The sequence below is a fragment of the Rhizobium sp. CIAT894 genome (assembly GCF_000172795.2).
Taxonomy (GTDB): Bacteria; Pseudomonadota; Alphaproteobacteria; order Rhizobiales; family Rhizobiaceae; genus Rhizobium.
Window position 1 is genome coordinate 444821 of record NZ_CP020947.1, and the last position, 15239, is coordinate 460059.

15 protein-coding genes are annotated in these 15239 nt (G+C 62.7%); 7 read left to right on the plus strand and 8 right to left on the minus strand.

Going from position 1 to position 15239, the window contains the following annotated elements; genetic code table 11:
• Nucleotides 1-40: 40 nt before the first annotated feature.
• From RHEC894_RS02190 to RHEC894_RS02200, 3 genes are all read right to left on the minus strand, one after another.
• Nucleotides 41-2380: a methyl-accepting chemotaxis protein gene (locus RHEC894_RS02190; protein ID WP_085735888.1), complete on the minus strand. Its 2340-nt coding sequence runs from the start codon at nucleotides 2378-2380 to the stop codon at nucleotides 41-43.
• A 301-nt stretch (nucleotides 2381-2681) separates the two neighbouring features.
• Complete coding sequence (locus RHEC894_RS02195; protein WP_085735890.1) at nucleotides 2682-3581, minus strand: ribokinase; 900 nt, start codon at nucleotides 3579-3581, stop codon at nucleotides 2682-2684.
• Between the two features lie 80 nt (nucleotides 3582-3661).
• Nucleotides 3662-4885 (minus strand): DNA recombination protein RmuC, encoded by a 1224-nt coding sequence (locus tag RHEC894_RS02200; protein ID WP_085735892.1) that lies wholly within the window; start codon nucleotides 4883-4885, stop codon nucleotides 3662-3664.
• Nucleotides 4886-5082: 197 nt separating this feature from the next.
• Between RHEC894_RS02200 and def the strand changes: the two genes are divergently transcribed.
• The 5 genes from def to truA all read left to right on the plus strand — a co-directional run bounded on the left by def (nucleotide 5083) and on the right by truA (nucleotide 8095).
• Nucleotides 5083-5598 (plus strand): peptide deformylase, encoded by a 516-nt coding sequence (gene def, locus RHEC894_RS02205; protein WP_085735894.1) that lies wholly within the window; start codon nucleotides 5083-5085, stop codon nucleotides 5596-5598.
• Nucleotides 5599-5662: 64 nt separating this feature from the next.
• Complete coding sequence (locus tag RHEC894_RS02210) at nucleotides 5663-5923, plus strand: plasmid stabilization protein (RefSeq protein WP_085735896.1); 261 nt, start codon at nucleotides 5663-5665, stop codon at nucleotides 5921-5923.
• Nucleotides 5920-6339 (plus strand): type II toxin-antitoxin system VapC family toxin, encoded by a 420-nt coding sequence (locus tag RHEC894_RS02215; protein WP_085735898.1) that lies wholly within the window; start codon nucleotides 5920-5922, stop codon nucleotides 6337-6339. Before RHEC894_RS02210 ends, RHEC894_RS02215 begins: the two co-directional genes overlap by 4 nt.
• 20 nt (nucleotides 6340-6359) lie before the next feature.
• Entirely contained in the window at nucleotides 6360-7295 is a 936-nt protein-coding gene (gene fmt, locus RHEC894_RS02220) for a methionyl-tRNA formyltransferase (protein WP_085735900.1), read from the plus strand.
• Nucleotides 7295-8095 carry a tRNA pseudouridine(38-40) synthase TruA gene (gene truA / locus RHEC894_RS02225; protein WP_085735902.1) on the plus strand — a complete coding sequence of 267 codons (801 nt, stop codon included), beginning with the start codon at nucleotides 7295-7297 and terminating at the stop codon, nucleotides 8093-8095. The genes fmt and truA overlap by 1 nt, the downstream gene beginning before the upstream one ends.
• Before the next feature lie 21 nt (nucleotides 8096-8116).
• On the opposite strand, the gene RHEC894_RS02230 is transcribed toward truA, so the two are convergent.
• The 3 genes from RHEC894_RS02230 to dapD form a co-directional block, all read right to left on the minus strand.
• Complete coding sequence (locus RHEC894_RS02230) at nucleotides 8117-8713, minus strand: hypothetical protein (protein WP_085735904.1); 597 nt, start codon at nucleotides 8711-8713, stop codon at nucleotides 8117-8119.
• On the minus strand, nucleotides 8700-9893 hold the full coding sequence (gene dapE / locus RHEC894_RS02235; protein ID WP_085735906.1) for a succinyl-diaminopimelate desuccinylase: 1194 nt from the start codon (nucleotides 9891-9893) through the stop codon (nucleotides 8700-8702). The genes RHEC894_RS02230 and dapE overlap by 14 nt, the downstream gene beginning before the upstream one ends.
• A 100-nt stretch (nucleotides 9894-9993) precedes the next feature.
• A complete protein-coding gene (gene dapD, locus RHEC894_RS02240) occupies nucleotides 9994-10854 on the minus strand; it encodes a 2,3,4,5-tetrahydropyridine-2,6-dicarboxylate N-succinyltransferase (protein WP_085735907.1) in 861 nt (286 codons plus the stop codon).
• 192 nt (nucleotides 10855-11046) lie between these two features.
• On the opposite strand from dapD, the gene RHEC894_RS02245 reads away from it, so the two are divergent.
• Nucleotides 11047-11913, plus strand: coding sequence for an LOG family protein (locus RHEC894_RS02245; protein ID WP_085735909.1), 867 nt, complete (start codon nucleotides 11047-11049; stop codon nucleotides 11911-11913).
• A 118-nt stretch (nucleotides 11914-12031) separates the two neighbouring features.
• On the opposite strand, the gene RHEC894_RS02250 is transcribed toward RHEC894_RS02245, so the two are convergent.
• Both RHEC894_RS02250 and RHEC894_RS02255 read right to left on the minus strand, forming a co-directional pair.
• Nucleotides 12032-12664, minus strand: a complete 633-nt coding sequence (locus tag RHEC894_RS02250) for an EF-hand domain-containing protein (RefSeq protein WP_085735910.1) — start codon at nucleotides 12662-12664, stop codon at nucleotides 12032-12034.
• A gap of 120 nt (nucleotides 12665-12784) precedes the next feature.
• A complete protein-coding gene (locus RHEC894_RS02255) occupies nucleotides 12785-13498 on the minus strand; it encodes a pyrimidine 5'-nucleotidase (RefSeq protein ID WP_010069486.1) in 714 nt (237 codons plus the stop codon).
• A gap of 188 nt (nucleotides 13499-13686) precedes the next feature.
• Between RHEC894_RS02255 and bchE the strand changes: the two genes are divergently transcribed.
• The gene (gene bchE / locus RHEC894_RS02260) at nucleotides 13687-15216 is read left to right on the plus strand and encodes a magnesium-protoporphyrin IX monomethyl ester anaerobic oxidative cyclase (RefSeq protein ID WP_010069485.1); all 1530 of its coding nucleotides are present in this window, start codon (nucleotides 13687-13689) and stop codon (nucleotides 15214-15216) included.
• Nucleotides 15217-15239 lie beyond the last annotated feature (23 nt).

Below are 15239 nucleotides of genomic sequence, written 5' to 3' on the forward strand. Positions count from 1 at the left end.
CCGGGCGCCTTTTGCTTTTATGCGGATTGGACCGGACCGGTCAGAATTCTTCCCAGCTGTCCTCGGCCACGGCGGCCGAACCGCGTGACGGGGCAGCCGCGCGGCGGGTCGGCGGGGCGGCTGCCCGATGCGAAGCGGCAGCGGCAGCCGGCGCCCGCATCTTTTGCGCGACCGAGGCGAGGACGGCGGCATTGCCTGAGCCTGCGACCCTGAAACGGGTGGCGAGCGCCTTCAGCGTCTGCGCCTCGTCGTTGAGCGCGACGCTTGCGGCGGTCGCTTCCTCGACCATCGCCGCGTTCTGCTGCGTCACCTGGTCCATCTGGTTCATGGCCTGGTTGATTTCCTTCAGGCCGACGGCCTGTTCGCTCGCCGATGCCGAGATCTGCCGGATGAGATCGTTGATGCTCATCACCTGTTCGGCGATCTTGTGCAGCGTGCCGCCGGCGCGCCCGACGAGATCGACGCCTTCCTTGACCTGGACGGCCGAGGTGTTGATCAGCGTCTTGATCTCCTTGGCGGCATTGGCCGAGCGCTGCGCCAGTTCACGCACCTCCTGGGCGACGACGGCAAAGCCCTTGCCGGCTTCGCCGGCGCGGGCGGCTTCAACACCGGCATTGAGCGCCAAAAGGTTCGTCTGGAAGGCGATCTCGTCGATGACGCCGATGATCCGGGAAACCTCCGTCGAAGACTGCTCGATCCCCTGCATCGAGGCGATCGCCTTCTGCACCACTTCGCCGGACTTTTCGGCATCCTGGCAGGCGAGGTTGACGTTGTCGGCGGCCGTGCGGGCATTATCGGCGCTGGAATCGACCTGTGCGGTCAGCTCGTTCAGCGCAGCCGCCGTCTCCTCCAGGCTCGCCGCCTGCTGTTCGGTGCGTTTGGCGAGGTCGGAAGCGCTGTTGCTGATTTCGCCGGTGCCCGAGCCGATATTGGCGACGCTGAGGTTCATCGTGTTGATGGTCTCTTCGAGGCTCGCAAGGGCGGCGTTGAAATCCTGCTTCAGCTTGCCGTATTCGCCGGGGAATTCGTCGGTGATGCGGTAACCGAGATTGCCCTGCGACAGCTCGGAAAGGCCGGCGCCGACGATCGAGACGATATGACGCTGCAGCGACACCGATTGTTGGCGATCCGATTCCGACCGGCTGCGCTCGTTCTCCGCTGCCTGCCGCTCTCTGGCGGCCTCGTCTTCCAGGCGACGGCTGTCGGCGAGCGTGAAGCGGAAGCCTTCCAGCGCCTTGGCGACCGAACCGATTTCGTCGGTGCGCTCCTGGGCTGCGACCGGTTGGTCATATTTGCCGTCGCCAAGCGCTTCGACGCTGGCAACGAGCCCGCCGAGCGGTCGCTGCACCAGCGAGCGGACGGCGAAATAGAGCGCCAGCATGACGGCGCCGAGCACGATCAGGCCGTTGATGATCATCAGATAGGTCTGGTCTCGTACCGGTGCATTGATCGCCGTATGCGGCACGTCGACGAGCACGACCCAGGTGGCGTTGACGCCGGGAACCGCGAAGGGATAGACGACGCGGTCGAAGGGATCGAGGCCGTCATAGGTGAGGTTCCGGACGAGGCCGGACTGTTTGCTCGACAGCGCCGACTTGACGACGTCGGCGCCTTCGCCGTCATACTGCTTGGTCATCAGGTCGGGGATCGGCGCGACGATCCAGTTGCCGGCCTGCGACAGCAGCGTGACGCGGCCGGAGCCGAAAGGATGCAGCGCCTGCAGCTTGTCGGTCAGCGACTTCAGCGAGATGTCGACGCCGCCGACGCCGATCATCTTGCCACCTGATATGACCGGATAGGCGATCGACGTCAGCAGCGTCGGGACATCGGTTCCCTCGGCCATGTAAGGCGTCGTGATCGCGCCCTTGCCGCTGTCGGCGGCAAGCTTCCACCATTCGGCGGTATAATCATTGTCGAAGGTCGAATATTGGATGCCGCCGTCCTTGGTCTTCGACCAGTAGGGCGTGAAGGCGCCGTTCTTGTTCGTGCCCTCGTCATTGTTGTTGGCGATCTCGGTGGTCTTGCCGTCGAGCGCGCCGAGCTGCTCGCAGAACCAGCTGCCGAAGGCGAAGGCATTCTGCTCGAGATTGGCCTTCAGCACGTTGATCATGCCCTTGCGATCGAGCGATTTGCCTTCATGGCCGCGGCCGATGACGCCGGACATGGTGCGCGCGGCGCTGGCAAGTTCGCCGACATTGGCGGCGATTTCGTTGGCGATCGATTTTGCCTCGAGATTGGCCTGATCCATCGTCAGCGTCTGGACGCGATCCCGGGTCTGGCCGATCAGGAAGAAATTCGAAACGATGAGAACAAGTGCGATGGCGACGCCGGTGATGACGATGAGTTTCGCCGCAAGCGATTTCATTCGAAAAATGAACATGGGGTCCTCGGGCAAGCATGCGCCGAACGGGCATTCTCCGGCGCAGGAGCAAAGGCATCGCTCCGTCATGGAGCAGCCGCCTACAGCGCCGCTCGTCTTTTCGGACGCGCAAGGGACGCTATAGCACTGTGAATTGCGGTGATCGGCGGGAGCCCAAAGGAATGGCTATCCGTCGACCACGAGCAACATCGCCGGAGATCTGTTAAATTTGAATGAAACTTTAGTATCTGCTCAAGGAAAAGCCGCCGGAATTCCCTAAAAATCGAGGGGGTCTGCCGGCGGCTTCGCAGAGAGACGGAACTTATATCCTGCCTGCGACGTCGCCGCTGACGGGGATCGAAGGCTGTGCCCCTGATTTGAGGCAGGCGAGCGAACCGGCAACCGCTGCGCGGCGCAGCGCCGAGGCAAAATCGAGGCCTTCATCGAGGCTTGCCGCGAAATAGCCGCAGAAAGTGTCTCCCGCGCCGACCGTATCGACGGGTTCGATCTTGAGCCCCTGCGCTCTTGAGATCACTCCTTCTCGTATGGCGACGACGCCGTCGCCGCCGAGCGTCACGATCAGCGTCTGGCCGGTTTCGGCATGCAGGCGGGCAAGCGCTGCCTCGCGCGCCGGCGCATCCATGCCGTCCTGTCCGGCAAGGCGCTCGAACTCGGTCTCGTTGGCGATGACGATATCGGCAAGCCGGCCAAGGCGGGCCGCATCCGGGATCAGCGGAGCGAGATTGAGAATGCTGGTGACGCCTTTGGCGCGGGCGGCCGACAAGGCGCGTTCGACGGCAGCCACCGGCACTTCGAGCTGCAGCATCAGGATGTCGCCTTCGTTCATGCGGGCGATAGTTGTTTCGGCATCGGCGGATGTAACGAGGCCATTGGCGCCTGGAACGACGGCGATCATGTTTTCGCCGTCGCCGCCGACCAGGATCAGCGCCGTGCCTGTCGGGCCGTCGACATGTCTGACGAGAGAAAGATCGGTTCCCGCCTCATCGAGCAGGGAAAGCGCATCGGCGGCGAACGCATCCTTGCCGACGGCACCGGCCATATGCACATAGCGGCCGGCGCGGCGCGCGGCCAGCGCCTGGTTGGCGCCCTTGCCGCCGGCGGCGGTGGCAAAACCGTTGCCGGCCACCGTTTCGCCGGGCTTCGGCAGGCGCTCGGTGGTGGCGATGAGATCCATGTTGATGGACCCGAAAACTGTGATCATCAGGCTGTCCCGTCTTCTGGAGCATGCGGACGACATCATGCTCCTGCTATTTGATGCGGGGCCGACACTGCCCGAAGCGGTCACTCCTCGTCAACCACCCGGAGCTTGAGAAGACCGGTGCGGCTTTCCACCGATTTGGCGGCGGTTTCGCTGTCGCGGGCAGGCTTGACCTCGCCACCCGCATCGAATTCCAGCGCCTCGATCCTGGCGCCGCGCCTGGTCAGCTTGTCGGCGGAGGTGACCACCATGTCGATATCCTTCTGCGCCATGGCGAAATGACCCTGCAGCTTGCGCACCCGCTCGTCGAGACGGCCGAGATCGTCCATCAGGATCGCCACCTCGCCCTGGATCAGATGCGCCTGCGCCCGCATGCGCTGGTCCTTGAGCACAGCCTGGATGACCTGGATCGACAGCATCAGCAGCGATGGTGAGACGATGACGATGCGCGCCCGGTGCGCCTTCTGCACCAGGGCTTCGAAATTTTCGTGGATCTCGGCGAAGATCGATTCCGACGGCACGAAGAGAAAGGCCGTCTCCTGGGTTTCGCCCTGGATCAGATATTTCTCGGAAATATCCCTGATATGGACCTCGAGATCGCGGCGGAACTGCTGGCCGGCGATCTTGCCGGCCTCGGGGCTGCCGGCGTCGCGGATAGCATTCCAGGCTTCGAGCGGAAATTTCGCGTCGATCACCAGCGGCGGCGCGCCGTTCGGCATGCGGATCGTGCAGTCCGGCCGCGAGCCGTTCGACAGCGCCTGCTGGAAGGCATAGGCGCCCATCGGCAGGCCGTCGGCGACGATCGTTTCCATCCTGGACTGGCCGAAGGCACCGCGCGTCTGCTTGTTGGAAAGAATGGCCTGCAGGCCGACGACATCCCTGGCGAGCGTCTGGATATTGTTCTGCGCCGCATCGATCACCGCCAGCCGCTCCTGCAGCCGCTGCAGGTTCTCATGCGTCGATTTGGTCTGCTCGGTGATCGTCGAGTTGACGCGCTGCGACATGCCGTCGAGGCGCTGGCTGATCGCCTGGTTGAGCTCGCTCTGGCGGGCGCCGAAGACTTCGGTCATCGCCGCGATGCGGCCCTGCATCTCAGCCTGGATCTTCAGGAGCTCGGCCATGCGCGCCTCGGTTTCCCCAGCGCGAAAACTTGCCTCCTCGGCCTGTTCGCGGCGAAGGCTTGCGCTACGCAGCAGCAGAATGATTACCAGCAGGCCGAGGGCCAGAAGCGCTCCGCCGGCAAGCGCCAGCATGGCCGGGCTGATCGAGGCAAGAGACAAAGCGTACGAATCGGAATTGACGGTCATGCCGCACCATAACAGAAGGGATGGCAATTTATAGATCAAAACGTGAACGAGACTGACGGTCCTCGATATCTTGGCACGCCGCACCCCTCGGGCGGCACGAGGCGAATATGGCGGAATTCCGGGCGGGAATGCAAAAAAGCGTCTTCCCCGCCCGCCGGATAATTCCATAGTCGGAAAAGATGGGTTATGGGAACGCCATGACCATCAAGCCACTCATCATTCTTCCCGATCCCCTTCTCCGCCAGCTCTCCAAGCCGATCGAGCGGGTCGATGCCGACCTGCAGCGTCTGGCCGACGATATGCTGGAAACCATGTACGACGCGCCGGGCATCGGCCTTGCTGCGATCCAGATCGGCGTGCCGCGCCGCATGCTGGTCATCGACGTATCGCGCGAGGGTGAGGAAAAGCAGCCGCAGGTCTTCATCAATCCCGAGATCGTCACATCGTCCGACGAACGCTCCGTCTATGAGGAAGGCTGCCTGTCGATCCCGGATTATTATGCCGAGGTCGAGCGTCCGGCCGTCGTCTCGGTCAAATATCTCGACCGCAACGGCAAGGAACAGACGGTGGAGGCCGACGGCCTGCTCGCCACCTGCCTGCAGCACGAGATCGATCATCTGAACGGCGTGCTGTTCATCGATTACATCTCGCGGCTGAAGCGGGAGATGGTGATCAAGAAGTTCACCAAGGCGGCGAAGTCGAAGGCGCTCTGAGCGTCGCGTTGAAATTTCGCCGGCGAGGCGCTATGATATCACTGATATCATAATGGAGGTGCCGATGGGTGACCTGCTTATTCGCGATGTTCCGGATGCAATGAAGCGGCAGCTTCAGGAAAGCGCGCAGCGTAATGGCCGCAGCCTTTCGGAAGAGGCGATCGAAATCATCCGCCGGCAGATTGCTGTCGGGCGTTCGGGGGCTTCCGCCGGACAGCGCTTTCGCTGGCTGATGAGCGATGAAAGATTGAGCGATGAGGAGGTGGAAACCATCGCCGCATCTCGCCACGAACCCGACCGCGAACCGCCGCGTTTCGACACATGATCGTCCTCGATACGGATGTGATTTCCGAAATGCAGGGGAGGACCCACAGCGAGCGGATATTGAACTGGCTTGATGGCTACGACGTCGAGACGCTTTTCCTGACGACGATTGCCGTCGCCGAAATGCGCTATGGTCTTGAACTTCTTGATGACGGCAGGCGGAAGGCAACGTTGATATCCGACTTTAATAAGATCGAGTCGGAATTTTCAGGCCGTATCCTCGGTTTTTCCCTGAGCGCGGCCAATCGCTACGGCCTCCTGGCGGCACAGCGCAAGAGGGCGGGGCGGCCGATGGAGACCAAGGATGCGATGATCGCCGCCATCTGCCTTGCTAACGGCGCCACGCTCGCCACCCGCAACACCAGAGATTTCGAGGGGCTTGATCTCAAGCTCGTAAACCCGTTTGAAGACGGCTGAACCGCAATTGGCGAGATAGAATGTCTCTTCGTATCATCTTCATGGGAACACCGGAGTTCTCCGTTCCGACCCTGCGCCTGCTCGTCGATGCCGGACACAGGATCGTCGCCGTCTATACGCAGCCACCGCGGCCGGGCGGGCGGCGCGGGCTCGATCTGCAGAAATCGCCGGTGCATCAGGCGGCCGAACTGCTCGGCCTGCCGGTTTTCACCCCGGTCAATTTTAAGGATCCGCAGGAGCGCGAGCGGTTTGCCGCTTTCAATGCCGATGTCGCCGTCGTCGTTGCCTACGGCTTGCTGCTGCCGGAGGCGATTTTGAACGGCACCCGCGACGGCTGCTATAACGGCCATGCCTCGCTGCTGCCGCGCTGGCGCGGCGCTGCCCCCATCCAGCGGGCGATCATGGCCGGTGACGATAAGACCGGCATGATGGTGATGAAGATGGACAAGGGTCTCGATACCGGCGCCGTCGCGCTGACCCGCGAAGTCGAGATCGGCCCGAACATCACGGCAGGCGAGCTGCACGACCGGCTGATGCTGGTCGGCGCCAAGGCGATGGCGGAGGCCATGGTGAAGCTCCAAATGAACGACCTGCCGCTGACGCCGCAGCCGGAAGAGGGCGTGCTCTATGCCGCCAAGATCGACAAGGCCGAGACCCGCATCGATTTCGGAAGGGATGCCAGGGATGTGCACAACCATATCCGCGGCCTGGCGCCGTTTCCGGGCGCCTGGTTCGAGCTCGTCATCGGCGGCAAGCCGGAGCGGGTCAAGGTGCTGGGCTCGGAGCTGGCTGAAGGGCAGGGGCCGGCCGGGCAATTGCTGACCGACGATCTCGTGGTTGCCTGCGCGTCGGGCGCGGTGCGGCTGACCAGGCTGCAGAAAGCCGGCGGCAAGCCGCTGGCGGCCGCCGATTTCCTCCGGGGCACGCCGCTCGGCGCAGGCACGAGGCTTTCCTGATGCCGCGTTTCCGCATGACCGTCGAATATGACGGCGGCCCCTATGTCGGCTGGCAGCGTCAGGAGAACGGTCCTTCGGTGCAGGGCGCCATCGAGGCGGCGGTGCTGTCTCTGACCGGCGAGACGGTGTCGATCCGCGGCGCCGGGCGCACCGATTCCGGCGTCCACGCCATGGGGCAGGTGATCCATGCCGATCTTTCGAAGGACTGGTCGCCCTATCAGTTGCAGAATGCCTTGAACGCACATCTGAGGCTCGCCGGCGCGCGTGTCGCCATTCTGGACGTCGAGGCCGTTGCCGAATTCTTCGATGCGCGCTTCTCCGCCCTGCGGCGCCACTACCTCTACCGCATCGTCAGCCGCCGGGCGCCGCTGGCGATCGAGGCCGGCAAGGCCTGGTGGGTGCCTAAGGCGCTCGATCATGAGGTCATGCACGCCGCCGCCCAGAGGCTGGTCGGCCGGCACGATTTCTCCACCTTCCGCTCCGCCCATTGCCAGGCAAACAGCCCGGTACGCACGCTCGACAGGCTGGATGTGACGCGCAATGGCGAGCTGATCGAGATCCGCGCCACGGCGCAAAGCTTCCTGCACAATCAGATCCGTTCCTTCGCCGGCACGCTGAAACTCGCCGGCGAAGGCAAATGGACGCCTGACGATGTCGAGGCGGCGCTCGAGGCGCGCGACCGCAAGGCCTGCGGCCCGGTGGCGCCGCCCGACGGGCTCTATTTCATGCAGGTGGATTATCCCGACGTGATACCCGACCGGCGAAGGCCGATCGACGAACACGACGACGATCTGTCGTAAAGCCTCTGCTGCCGAGGTGGATCAGGTGGGATAGATGCCGAGGAAGTGCTGCAGATATTCCGAAAGGATCATCGACGGCACCAGCAGCACCAGCGTCATTGCCCCGACCATCAATGGGTGACCGTGGCAGATCATCCGGAGAATGCGCGCCAGCACGAAGACCTGCGCCAGCATGAAGGCAAGCAGCAGCAGCGAGACGAGGCCGACGGAGCCGGGAAGGAAGACGACCATCGCCAGCAGCAGCCCGTTGATATAGGAGAGCGGCACGCCGAGCCAGTTGACGCTGACGACCACAGGCGCGAAACGCTCACCCATGCGGAAGGCAAGCAGCAGCAGCCCGGCAAAGATCAGCGGCACGAACCAGTTGGCGAGTTCGACGAAGCCGAGCCTGACATAGAAAGCAAAGCCGACATCGGCTTCCGGCGGCATCGACCGCAGAAAGACCTGTCGCCACCAGAGCCAGGAAATGCCCATCGGCGGCAGGCACCAGGCTATCGCCCAGAACGAGCGGTTGACGCCGCGCTCGGACATGTCGAGGTAGCGGAAGCCGCGCGGATCCAGCCGGATCAGCAGCCACAGGCCGGCCAGATAATACTGGACTTCCCTAAACCCCGGCATTGGCGAACCAGCGGGCGATGAAGATTTCGTAGATCGCCGTCAGCGTCTCCAGATCGGCAACAGTGACGCGCTCGTCGACCATGTGCATCGTCTGGCCGACGAGGCCGAATTCGACGACCGGGCAATAATCCTTGATGAAGCGCGCATCCGACGTGCCGCCGGTGGTCGAAAGCTTCGGCGACTGGCCGGTGACACTTTCGACGGCCGATGACAGCGAGGCGATCAGCCCATTGTTGCGCGTCAGGAAGACATGGCTCGGCCGGTCGGCCCAGACGATATCGTATTTCACCGGTCCGCGGCCGGGCCGCAGCTGGCCGTTGCCGGCGGCGGCATCGAGGCGCCGAAGGATTTCGGCGCGAAGCGTCTCGGCCGTCCAGCTGTCGTTGAAGCGGATGTTGAAGCTTGCCGAGGCCTTGGCCGGAATGACGTTGGTCGCCGGATTGCCGACATCGACCGTGGTGACTTCGAGGTTCGACGGCTGGAAATCGTCGGTGCCGCCATCGAAGGGCGGGTCCATCAGCGCCTGCGTCAACTGCAGCATGCCGCGTACCGGATTGTCGGCAAGATGCGGATAGGCGGCGTGGCCCTGGACACCGTGTACGGTGATCCTGCCCGACAGCGAGCCGCGCCGGCCGATCTTGATCATGTCGCCAAGCCTGTCCGGATTGGTCGGCTCGCCCACCAGGCAGGCATCCCAGCGCTCGCCGCGCTCGGCCGCCCATTGCAGGAGCTTGATCGTGCCGTTGATCGCCGGGCCTTCCTCGTCGCCGGTGATCAGAAAGGAAATCGAGCCGTTGGGCGGCCCGTTTTTCTCGATATGACGGGCGACGGCGGCGATGAAACAGGCGATGCCGCCCTTCATGTCGACGGCGCCGCGGCCGAAAAGCTCGCCCTTGGAAATCTCGGCGGCAAAGGGCGGATGCGTCCAGGCGGCCTCGTCGCCGACCGGCACGACATCGGTATGGCCGGCAAACATCAGATGCGGGCCGTCTTTGCCGAGCCGGGCATAGAGGTTCTCGATATCGGGTGTTCCCTCCTCGCTCGCCCTCACTCTGTCGACGGTAAAGCCAAGCGGCGCCAGCATGGCGTCGAGCGCCGACAGTGCACCGCCCTCCGCGGGCGTCACGGAGGGGCAGCGAATCAGCGTCTGGAGATTGGCGACGGGATCGGTAGAGGTCATGGCAGTGGAACTATCCGGCGGGAATGGCAAAGACATGGCAAGGCGGCGCCGCCTCGCGCAAAAGACGCCGTCTGTTTACCGGATCAATCTGCCGATGTCATCAATCTCTGAGCAGCTCGTTGATGCCGGTCTTCGAGCGGGTCTTTTCATCGACGCGCTTGACGATGACGGCGCAGTAGAGATGCGGCGCCGGCTGGCCGTTGCCCATGGTGGCATTGCCCGACGGCATCGAGCCGGCGACGACGACGGAATAGGGCGGCACTTCGCCATAAGTCACTTCGCCGGTAGTGCGGTCGACGATCTTGGTCGACTTGCCGATATAGACGCCCATGCCGAGCACCGAGCCTTCGCGGATGATGCAGCCTTCGACCACTTCCGAACGGGCGCCGATGAAGCAATTGTCCTCGATGATCGTCGGGCCGGCCTGCATCGGCTCCAGCACGCCGCCGATGCCGACGCCGCCGGACAGATGCACATGCTTGCCGATCTGCGCGCAGGAGCCGACCGTCGCCCAGGTATCGACCATCGTGCCCTCGCCGACATAGGCGCCGAGATTGACGAAGGAGGGCATCAGGATCGCATTCGGAGCGATATAGGCCGAACGGCGCACGACGCAGTTCGGCACGGCGCGGAAGCCGCTGGCGCGGAACTGGTTCTCGCCCCAGTTCTCGAATTTCGAAGGCACCTTGTCCCACCAGGTGGAATTGCCCGAACCGCCCTTGACCACCTCCATGTCGTTGAGACGGAAGGACAGCAGCACCGCCTTTTTCAGCCACTGATTGACCGTCCAGGCGCCGTCGGCGCCGCGCGTCGCGACACGGACCTTGCCGGCATCGAGCAGATCGAGTGCTGCTTCGACCGCATCGCGAACCTCGCCTTTCGTCGACGTGCTCACATTGTCGCGATTGTCGAAGGCGGCTTCGATGGTCTTTTCGAGGGATGCGAGGTCGGTGGCGCTCATGAGAATTCCTTAAACTTCGATCTTTATCGTGGAGACGGCAAGGTCTCCGGAATTGCGGTTGGCGGGATTGGGTCCTGCTCTACAGCATGCGCCCGCGGAATGGAATGATTTTTCGGGCAAGTTCACCTGGATTCAAGGCGTTATAGCGACATATCCGGTCTCACGGCCGGCAATACTGAAAGGCATTTCGACATGGCGAAGGGACGAAACGGCGGTTCTAGGCGCAAGGATGGCGTATGGGATCCGCTGAAGAGCAGCTCGACCGACAGGCAGCGCGCCGAAGCCGTGCCGAAGACGCCGCAGACGATGTCGCCCGCCTACCGCCTTGCCTATGTCGACGAGGATTTCCTCTGCCGCGAGGAACTGCGGCCGATCCGCCTGCAGCTGGAACTGTTGAAGCCGGAAATGATGCTGACCGAACGCGGCATCAAGTCGACTGTCGTCATGTTCGGCGGCGCCCGCATTCCCGCCCCCGGCCAGAGCGCCTGGGCCGCCCGCAACGATATCCAGCGCGCCAATCTGGAAGCGGCCTCCGTCTATTATGACGAGGCGCGCAAATTCGCCCGGCTCTGCTCGAAATATTCGGCAAGCTTGAATTTCCATGAATATGTCATCGTCACCGGCGGCGGCCCCGGCGTTATGGAGGCCGGCAATCGCGGCGCCGCCGACGAGGGCGCGCCTTCGATCGGCCTCAACATCGTGCTGCCGCACGAGCAGGCGCCGAACGCCTATGTGACGCCGGAACTCAGCTTCAACTTCCACTATTTCGCCATCCGCAAGATGCATTTCATGGTGCGCGCCAAGGCGATCGCGGTCTTTCCCGGCGGCTTTGGAACGCTTGACGAATTCTTCGAATGCCTGACGTTGATCCAGACCGGCCGCATGGAGCGCCTGCCGCTGATCCTCTTCGGCGAAACCTTCTGGCGAAGCATCGTCAATTTCGACGCATTGGCCGAATTCGGCACGATCGCGCCCGACGACGTCAAGCTGATCAGCTTCGTCGATACGGCCGAAGCCGCATGGAAGATCATCCAGGATTTCTACGAACACCGGGAATAGCAGCAATCCCCGGGCAAAGCGCGAAGCGCTTTTGCCGGGGATTGCATGAAATCGGCAGGGCAGACCCCCGCTCTTCTTCGCCGAAGCGCAAAGAGCGGAGGCGATGGTGCGTCCGGCCTTACAGGAACGGCCGGTCCGGCATGTCGTCGATCGAGATGACGCCGTCCTTGTTGCGGTCCATCCGCGCAAACAGCTTGTCGAAGGCGGCGACGGCTTCCTGTTTGGAAATCTGGCCGTTCTGGTCGGTGTCGATCCGGTGCATCATCAACGAAGCACGCATGATGTTGCCGCCGTGGCGCATCCAGTGATGGTCGCCGTGGCCGTCATGGCCGTCGCGCGGCGGCCGCTGCTGGTCGTTGGCGTCAGGCGTCGCGGCTGCGGTATTGGCATCCTTGTCTTCGCCGGCGTCCTGCTTGCGCTGGTCCCTCATCGCCTGCATCTGCGTTTTCTGGTAGGCGCGGATTTCGCCCGGGGTCAGCGAGCCGTCATTATTGGTGTCGATCGCAGCGAAAATCTTGTCGAGGCCGGCGCTCGCCTCTTCCTTGGTGACCTTTCCGTCCTTGTTCGTGTCGAACTGCTTGAGCATGCGGACATAGGTGATTTCGAGGAAGGCATCGCGGCCCGGGCCCGGATGGTCCCTGCCGGCATGCGGACGCGAGCCGTCGCCGGGCGCGGCAAAACCTGCCCCGGCCGCAGCGCCGAAAATGAGGACGGAGGAAAGCGCTGCCAGTATCAGCTTGTTGCGGTACATCATATTAGCCTTTCGTGAGGTGTCCCCTCACGAAGAAAGCTACGGTAACGGGGCGCAAAGACCCAGTTAAACATCGGTAAGCTGAATGAAATTTTGGTAATCCGTCGGCCCCGGGCTGGATCAACCCGAAGCGGTAATCCTGCCGAGAAACGCGGCGAGGTCGTCGGTGACGAAATCGATATGATCCTCTTCGCCGCTGGTCTTTTCCCACCATTCGACGACCGTGTCTTCCAGATTGCGCGGCACCAATAGCACGGTCTGCATGCCGAGCGCCTTCGGCACCGTCAGATTGCGCGGCAGGTCCTCGAACATCGCTGCCTTGGCGGTTTCGACCCGCTTCAGCGCCGTGAACTTGTCGTAAGTCGCCTGCGCCGGCTTCGGCACGTAGTCGGCGGCGACGATATCGAAAATGTCGTCGAAATGCTCGAGAATGCCGAGCGCTTCGGCGGTCATTTCGGCGTGCTTGACGCTGCCATTGGTGAAGATGAACTTGCGCCCCGGCAGCGCCTTGATCGCTGCACCGAGTTCCGGCTGCGGCGTCAGCGCCGAATAGTCGATCGCATGCGCCTTTTCGAGGAAGTCGTTCGGGTCGATGCCGTGATGGATCATCAGGCCCTGCAGCGTCGTGCCGTGCTCGAGGTAATATTGCTTCTGCAGCTTGCGCGCCTCGTCCCGCTCCATCTGTAAGAGCGTCGCGACATAAGAGGTCATGTTCTTGTCGATCTGCGCGAAGAGATTGACATGATGGGGATAGAGCGTGTTGTCGAGGTCGAAGACCCAGTCTGTGACGTGCTCGAAATCGGCTTTATCAGGCGTGCGGTCGATCTTGGTCATGGCGGTCTTATGGCATGGCTGCCCCGGGAAACCAAAGCTTTTTGCTCTGGCGGCCCGGTTGCTGTCGTCACCCCAAAAAAGCCGCCAGATTTTCACAACTTTAAGGGGTTTTTGGCTGAATATTGCCATTGATCGCTGGTGACTTTCTGCCTGCGTCAGACAGGGGGGACCCGCAAGGGTAAAGTCGCATGAAGATCGTTCTGATAAATCCGCCGCATACGGCGATCGGCAGCCGTATTCCCGATGATCACCTTCCGCCGCTCGGCCTTCTCTCGGTCGGTGGCCCGCTGATCGACGACGGTCACAGTGTCAGCCTCATCGATGCCGAGTTCGGACCGATGGCGATGGCGGAGATTGTCAGCCGAGCGGTGGCGAGCCCTCCGGATCTGGTGCTGATCGGCCATTCCGGATCGACCTCGGCCCATCCCACCGCCAGAGTGATTGCAGAGGCTGTCAAGTGCAGCAATCCTGCAATCCGGATCGTTTATGGCGGCGTCTTTCCCACTTACCACTGGCGCGAGGTGCTGGCGGAGACGGAGGCATTCGATATCCTCGTGCGTGGCGAGGGCGAGGAAACGATGCGGCGCCTTGCCGATTGCCTGGCGACGGGCCGCCCGCTCGCAACCATTCCCGGCATCGCCTATCGCGACGGCCATGGTGAAATCCATGCAACGCAGCCCGCACAGGCGATCGCCGATCTCGATGCCTATCGCGTCGGTTGGGAACTGATCGACCATGCCGACTATAGCTATTGGGGTGGCAAGCGGGCTGTCGTGATGCAGTTCTCCCGCGGCTGTCCGCATCTTTGCAATTATTGCGGCCAGCGCGGCTTCTGGACCCGCTGGCGTCACCGCTCGCCGGAGCTGTTTGCCCGCGAGATCGCCAGGCTTTATCGCGAACAGGGTGTGGAACTGATCAATCTGGCCGACGAGAACCCGACCTCGTCGCGGAAGGCCTGGCTGGCGTTCCTCGAAGCGATGATCGCCGAGAACGTGCCGGTGCAGATCGTCGGCTCGACGCGGGCTGATGATATCGTCCGCGACGCGGACATCCTGCATCTCTATCGCAAGGCAGGCGTCGTGCGCTGGCTGCTCGGCATGGAAAATACCGACGAGGCAACCTTGGCGCTGATCAAGAAGGGCGGAGCCAAAACAAGCGACAGAGAGGCAATCCGCCTTCTGCGCCAGCACGATATCCTCTCCATGGCGACCTGGGTCGTCGGCTTCGAAGAGGAGAGGTTAAGGGATCTCTGGCGCGGCTTCCGGCAATTGCTCTCCTATGATCCCGATCAGATCCAGGCACTTTACGTCACCCCGCATCGCTGGACGCCCTTCTTCCGCATCGCCCGCGACCGGCAGGTGATCGAGACCGATATCCGCAAATGGGATTACAAGCATCAGGTGTTGAAGATGCGGCACTTGAACCCCGTCGTGCTGGTCGCCTGCGTCAAACTCATCGAGGTTGCTGTCCAGGCACGGCCAAAGGCGCTGATGCGCATTCTCTTCCATCGCGACCGCGAACAGCGCCACTCCATGCGCTGGTACACACAGATGGGCCGCCGCGTCTGGTTTCATGAGATCCTCGAATTTCTTTTCCGCCGCCGCCATCTGAAGGACGGCCCGACGCTCGAGAATTTCTGGGGGGCGCCGCAGGACGCCGAGGAGGAGTCGATGCTGCGCCCGCAGCGGCATAGGAAAAGCCTCGACGCGGCAGAATAAAATAGACGCCCGATTTTCGGCGG

What these genes read in the sequence shown, in the direction of transcription:
- dapE (WP_085735906.1), bottom strand. Translation starts at nt 9,893, where the DNA reads ATGACCTCTACCGATCCCGTCGCCAATCTCCAGACGCTGATTCGCTGC.
- RHEC894_RS02215 (WP_085735898.1), top strand. Translation starts at nt 5,920, where the DNA reads ATGATCGTCCTCGATACGGATGTGATTTCCGAAATGCAGGGGAGGACC.
- bchE (WP_010069485.1), top strand. Translation starts at nt 13,687, where the DNA reads ATGAAGATCGTTCTGATAAATCCGCCGCATACGGCGATCGGCAGCCGT.
- RHEC894_RS02245 (WP_085735909.1), top strand. Translation starts at nt 11,047, where the DNA reads ATGGCGAAGGGACGAAACGGCGGTTCTAGGCGCAAGGATGGCGTATGG.
- RHEC894_RS02230 (WP_085735904.1), bottom strand. Translation starts at nt 8,713, where the DNA reads ATGCCGGGGTTTAGGGAAGTCCAGTATTATCTGGCCGGCCTGTGGCTG.
- RHEC894_RS02210 (WP_085735896.1), top strand. Translation starts at nt 5,663, where the DNA reads ATGGGTGACCTGCTTATTCGCGATGTTCCGGATGCAATGAAGCGGCAG.
- RHEC894_RS02200 (WP_085735892.1), bottom strand. Translation starts at nt 4,885, where the DNA reads ATGACCGTCAATTCCGATTCGTACGCTTTGTCTCTTGCCTCGATCAGC.
- fmt (WP_085735900.1), top strand. Translation starts at nt 6,360, where the DNA reads ATGTCTCTTCGTATCATCTTCATGGGAACACCGGAGTTCTCCGTTCCG.
- RHEC894_RS02190 (WP_085735888.1), bottom strand. Translation starts at nt 2,380, where the DNA reads ATGTTCATTTTTCGAATGAAATCGCTTGCGGCGAAACTCATCGTCATC.
- RHEC894_RS02255 (WP_010069486.1), bottom strand. Translation starts at nt 13,498, where the DNA reads ATGACCAAGATCGACCGCACGCCTGATAAAGCCGATTTCGAGCACGTC.
- RHEC894_RS02250 (WP_085735910.1), bottom strand. Translation starts at nt 12,664, where the DNA reads ATGTACCGCAACAAGCTGATACTGGCAGCGCTTTCCTCCGTCCTCATT.
- RHEC894_RS02195 (WP_085735890.1), bottom strand. Translation starts at nt 3,581, where the DNA reads ATGATCACAGTTTTCGGGTCCATCAACATGGATCTCATCGCCACCACC.
- truA (WP_085735902.1), top strand. Translation starts at nt 7,295, where the DNA reads ATGCCGCGTTTCCGCATGACCGTCGAATATGACGGCGGCCCCTATGTC.
- dapD (WP_085735907.1), bottom strand. Translation starts at nt 10,854, where the DNA reads ATGAGCGCCACCGACCTCGCATCCCTCGAAAAGACCATCGAAGCCGCC.
- def (WP_085735894.1), top strand. Translation starts at nt 5,083, where the DNA reads ATGACCATCAAGCCACTCATCATTCTTCCCGATCCCCTTCTCCGCCAG.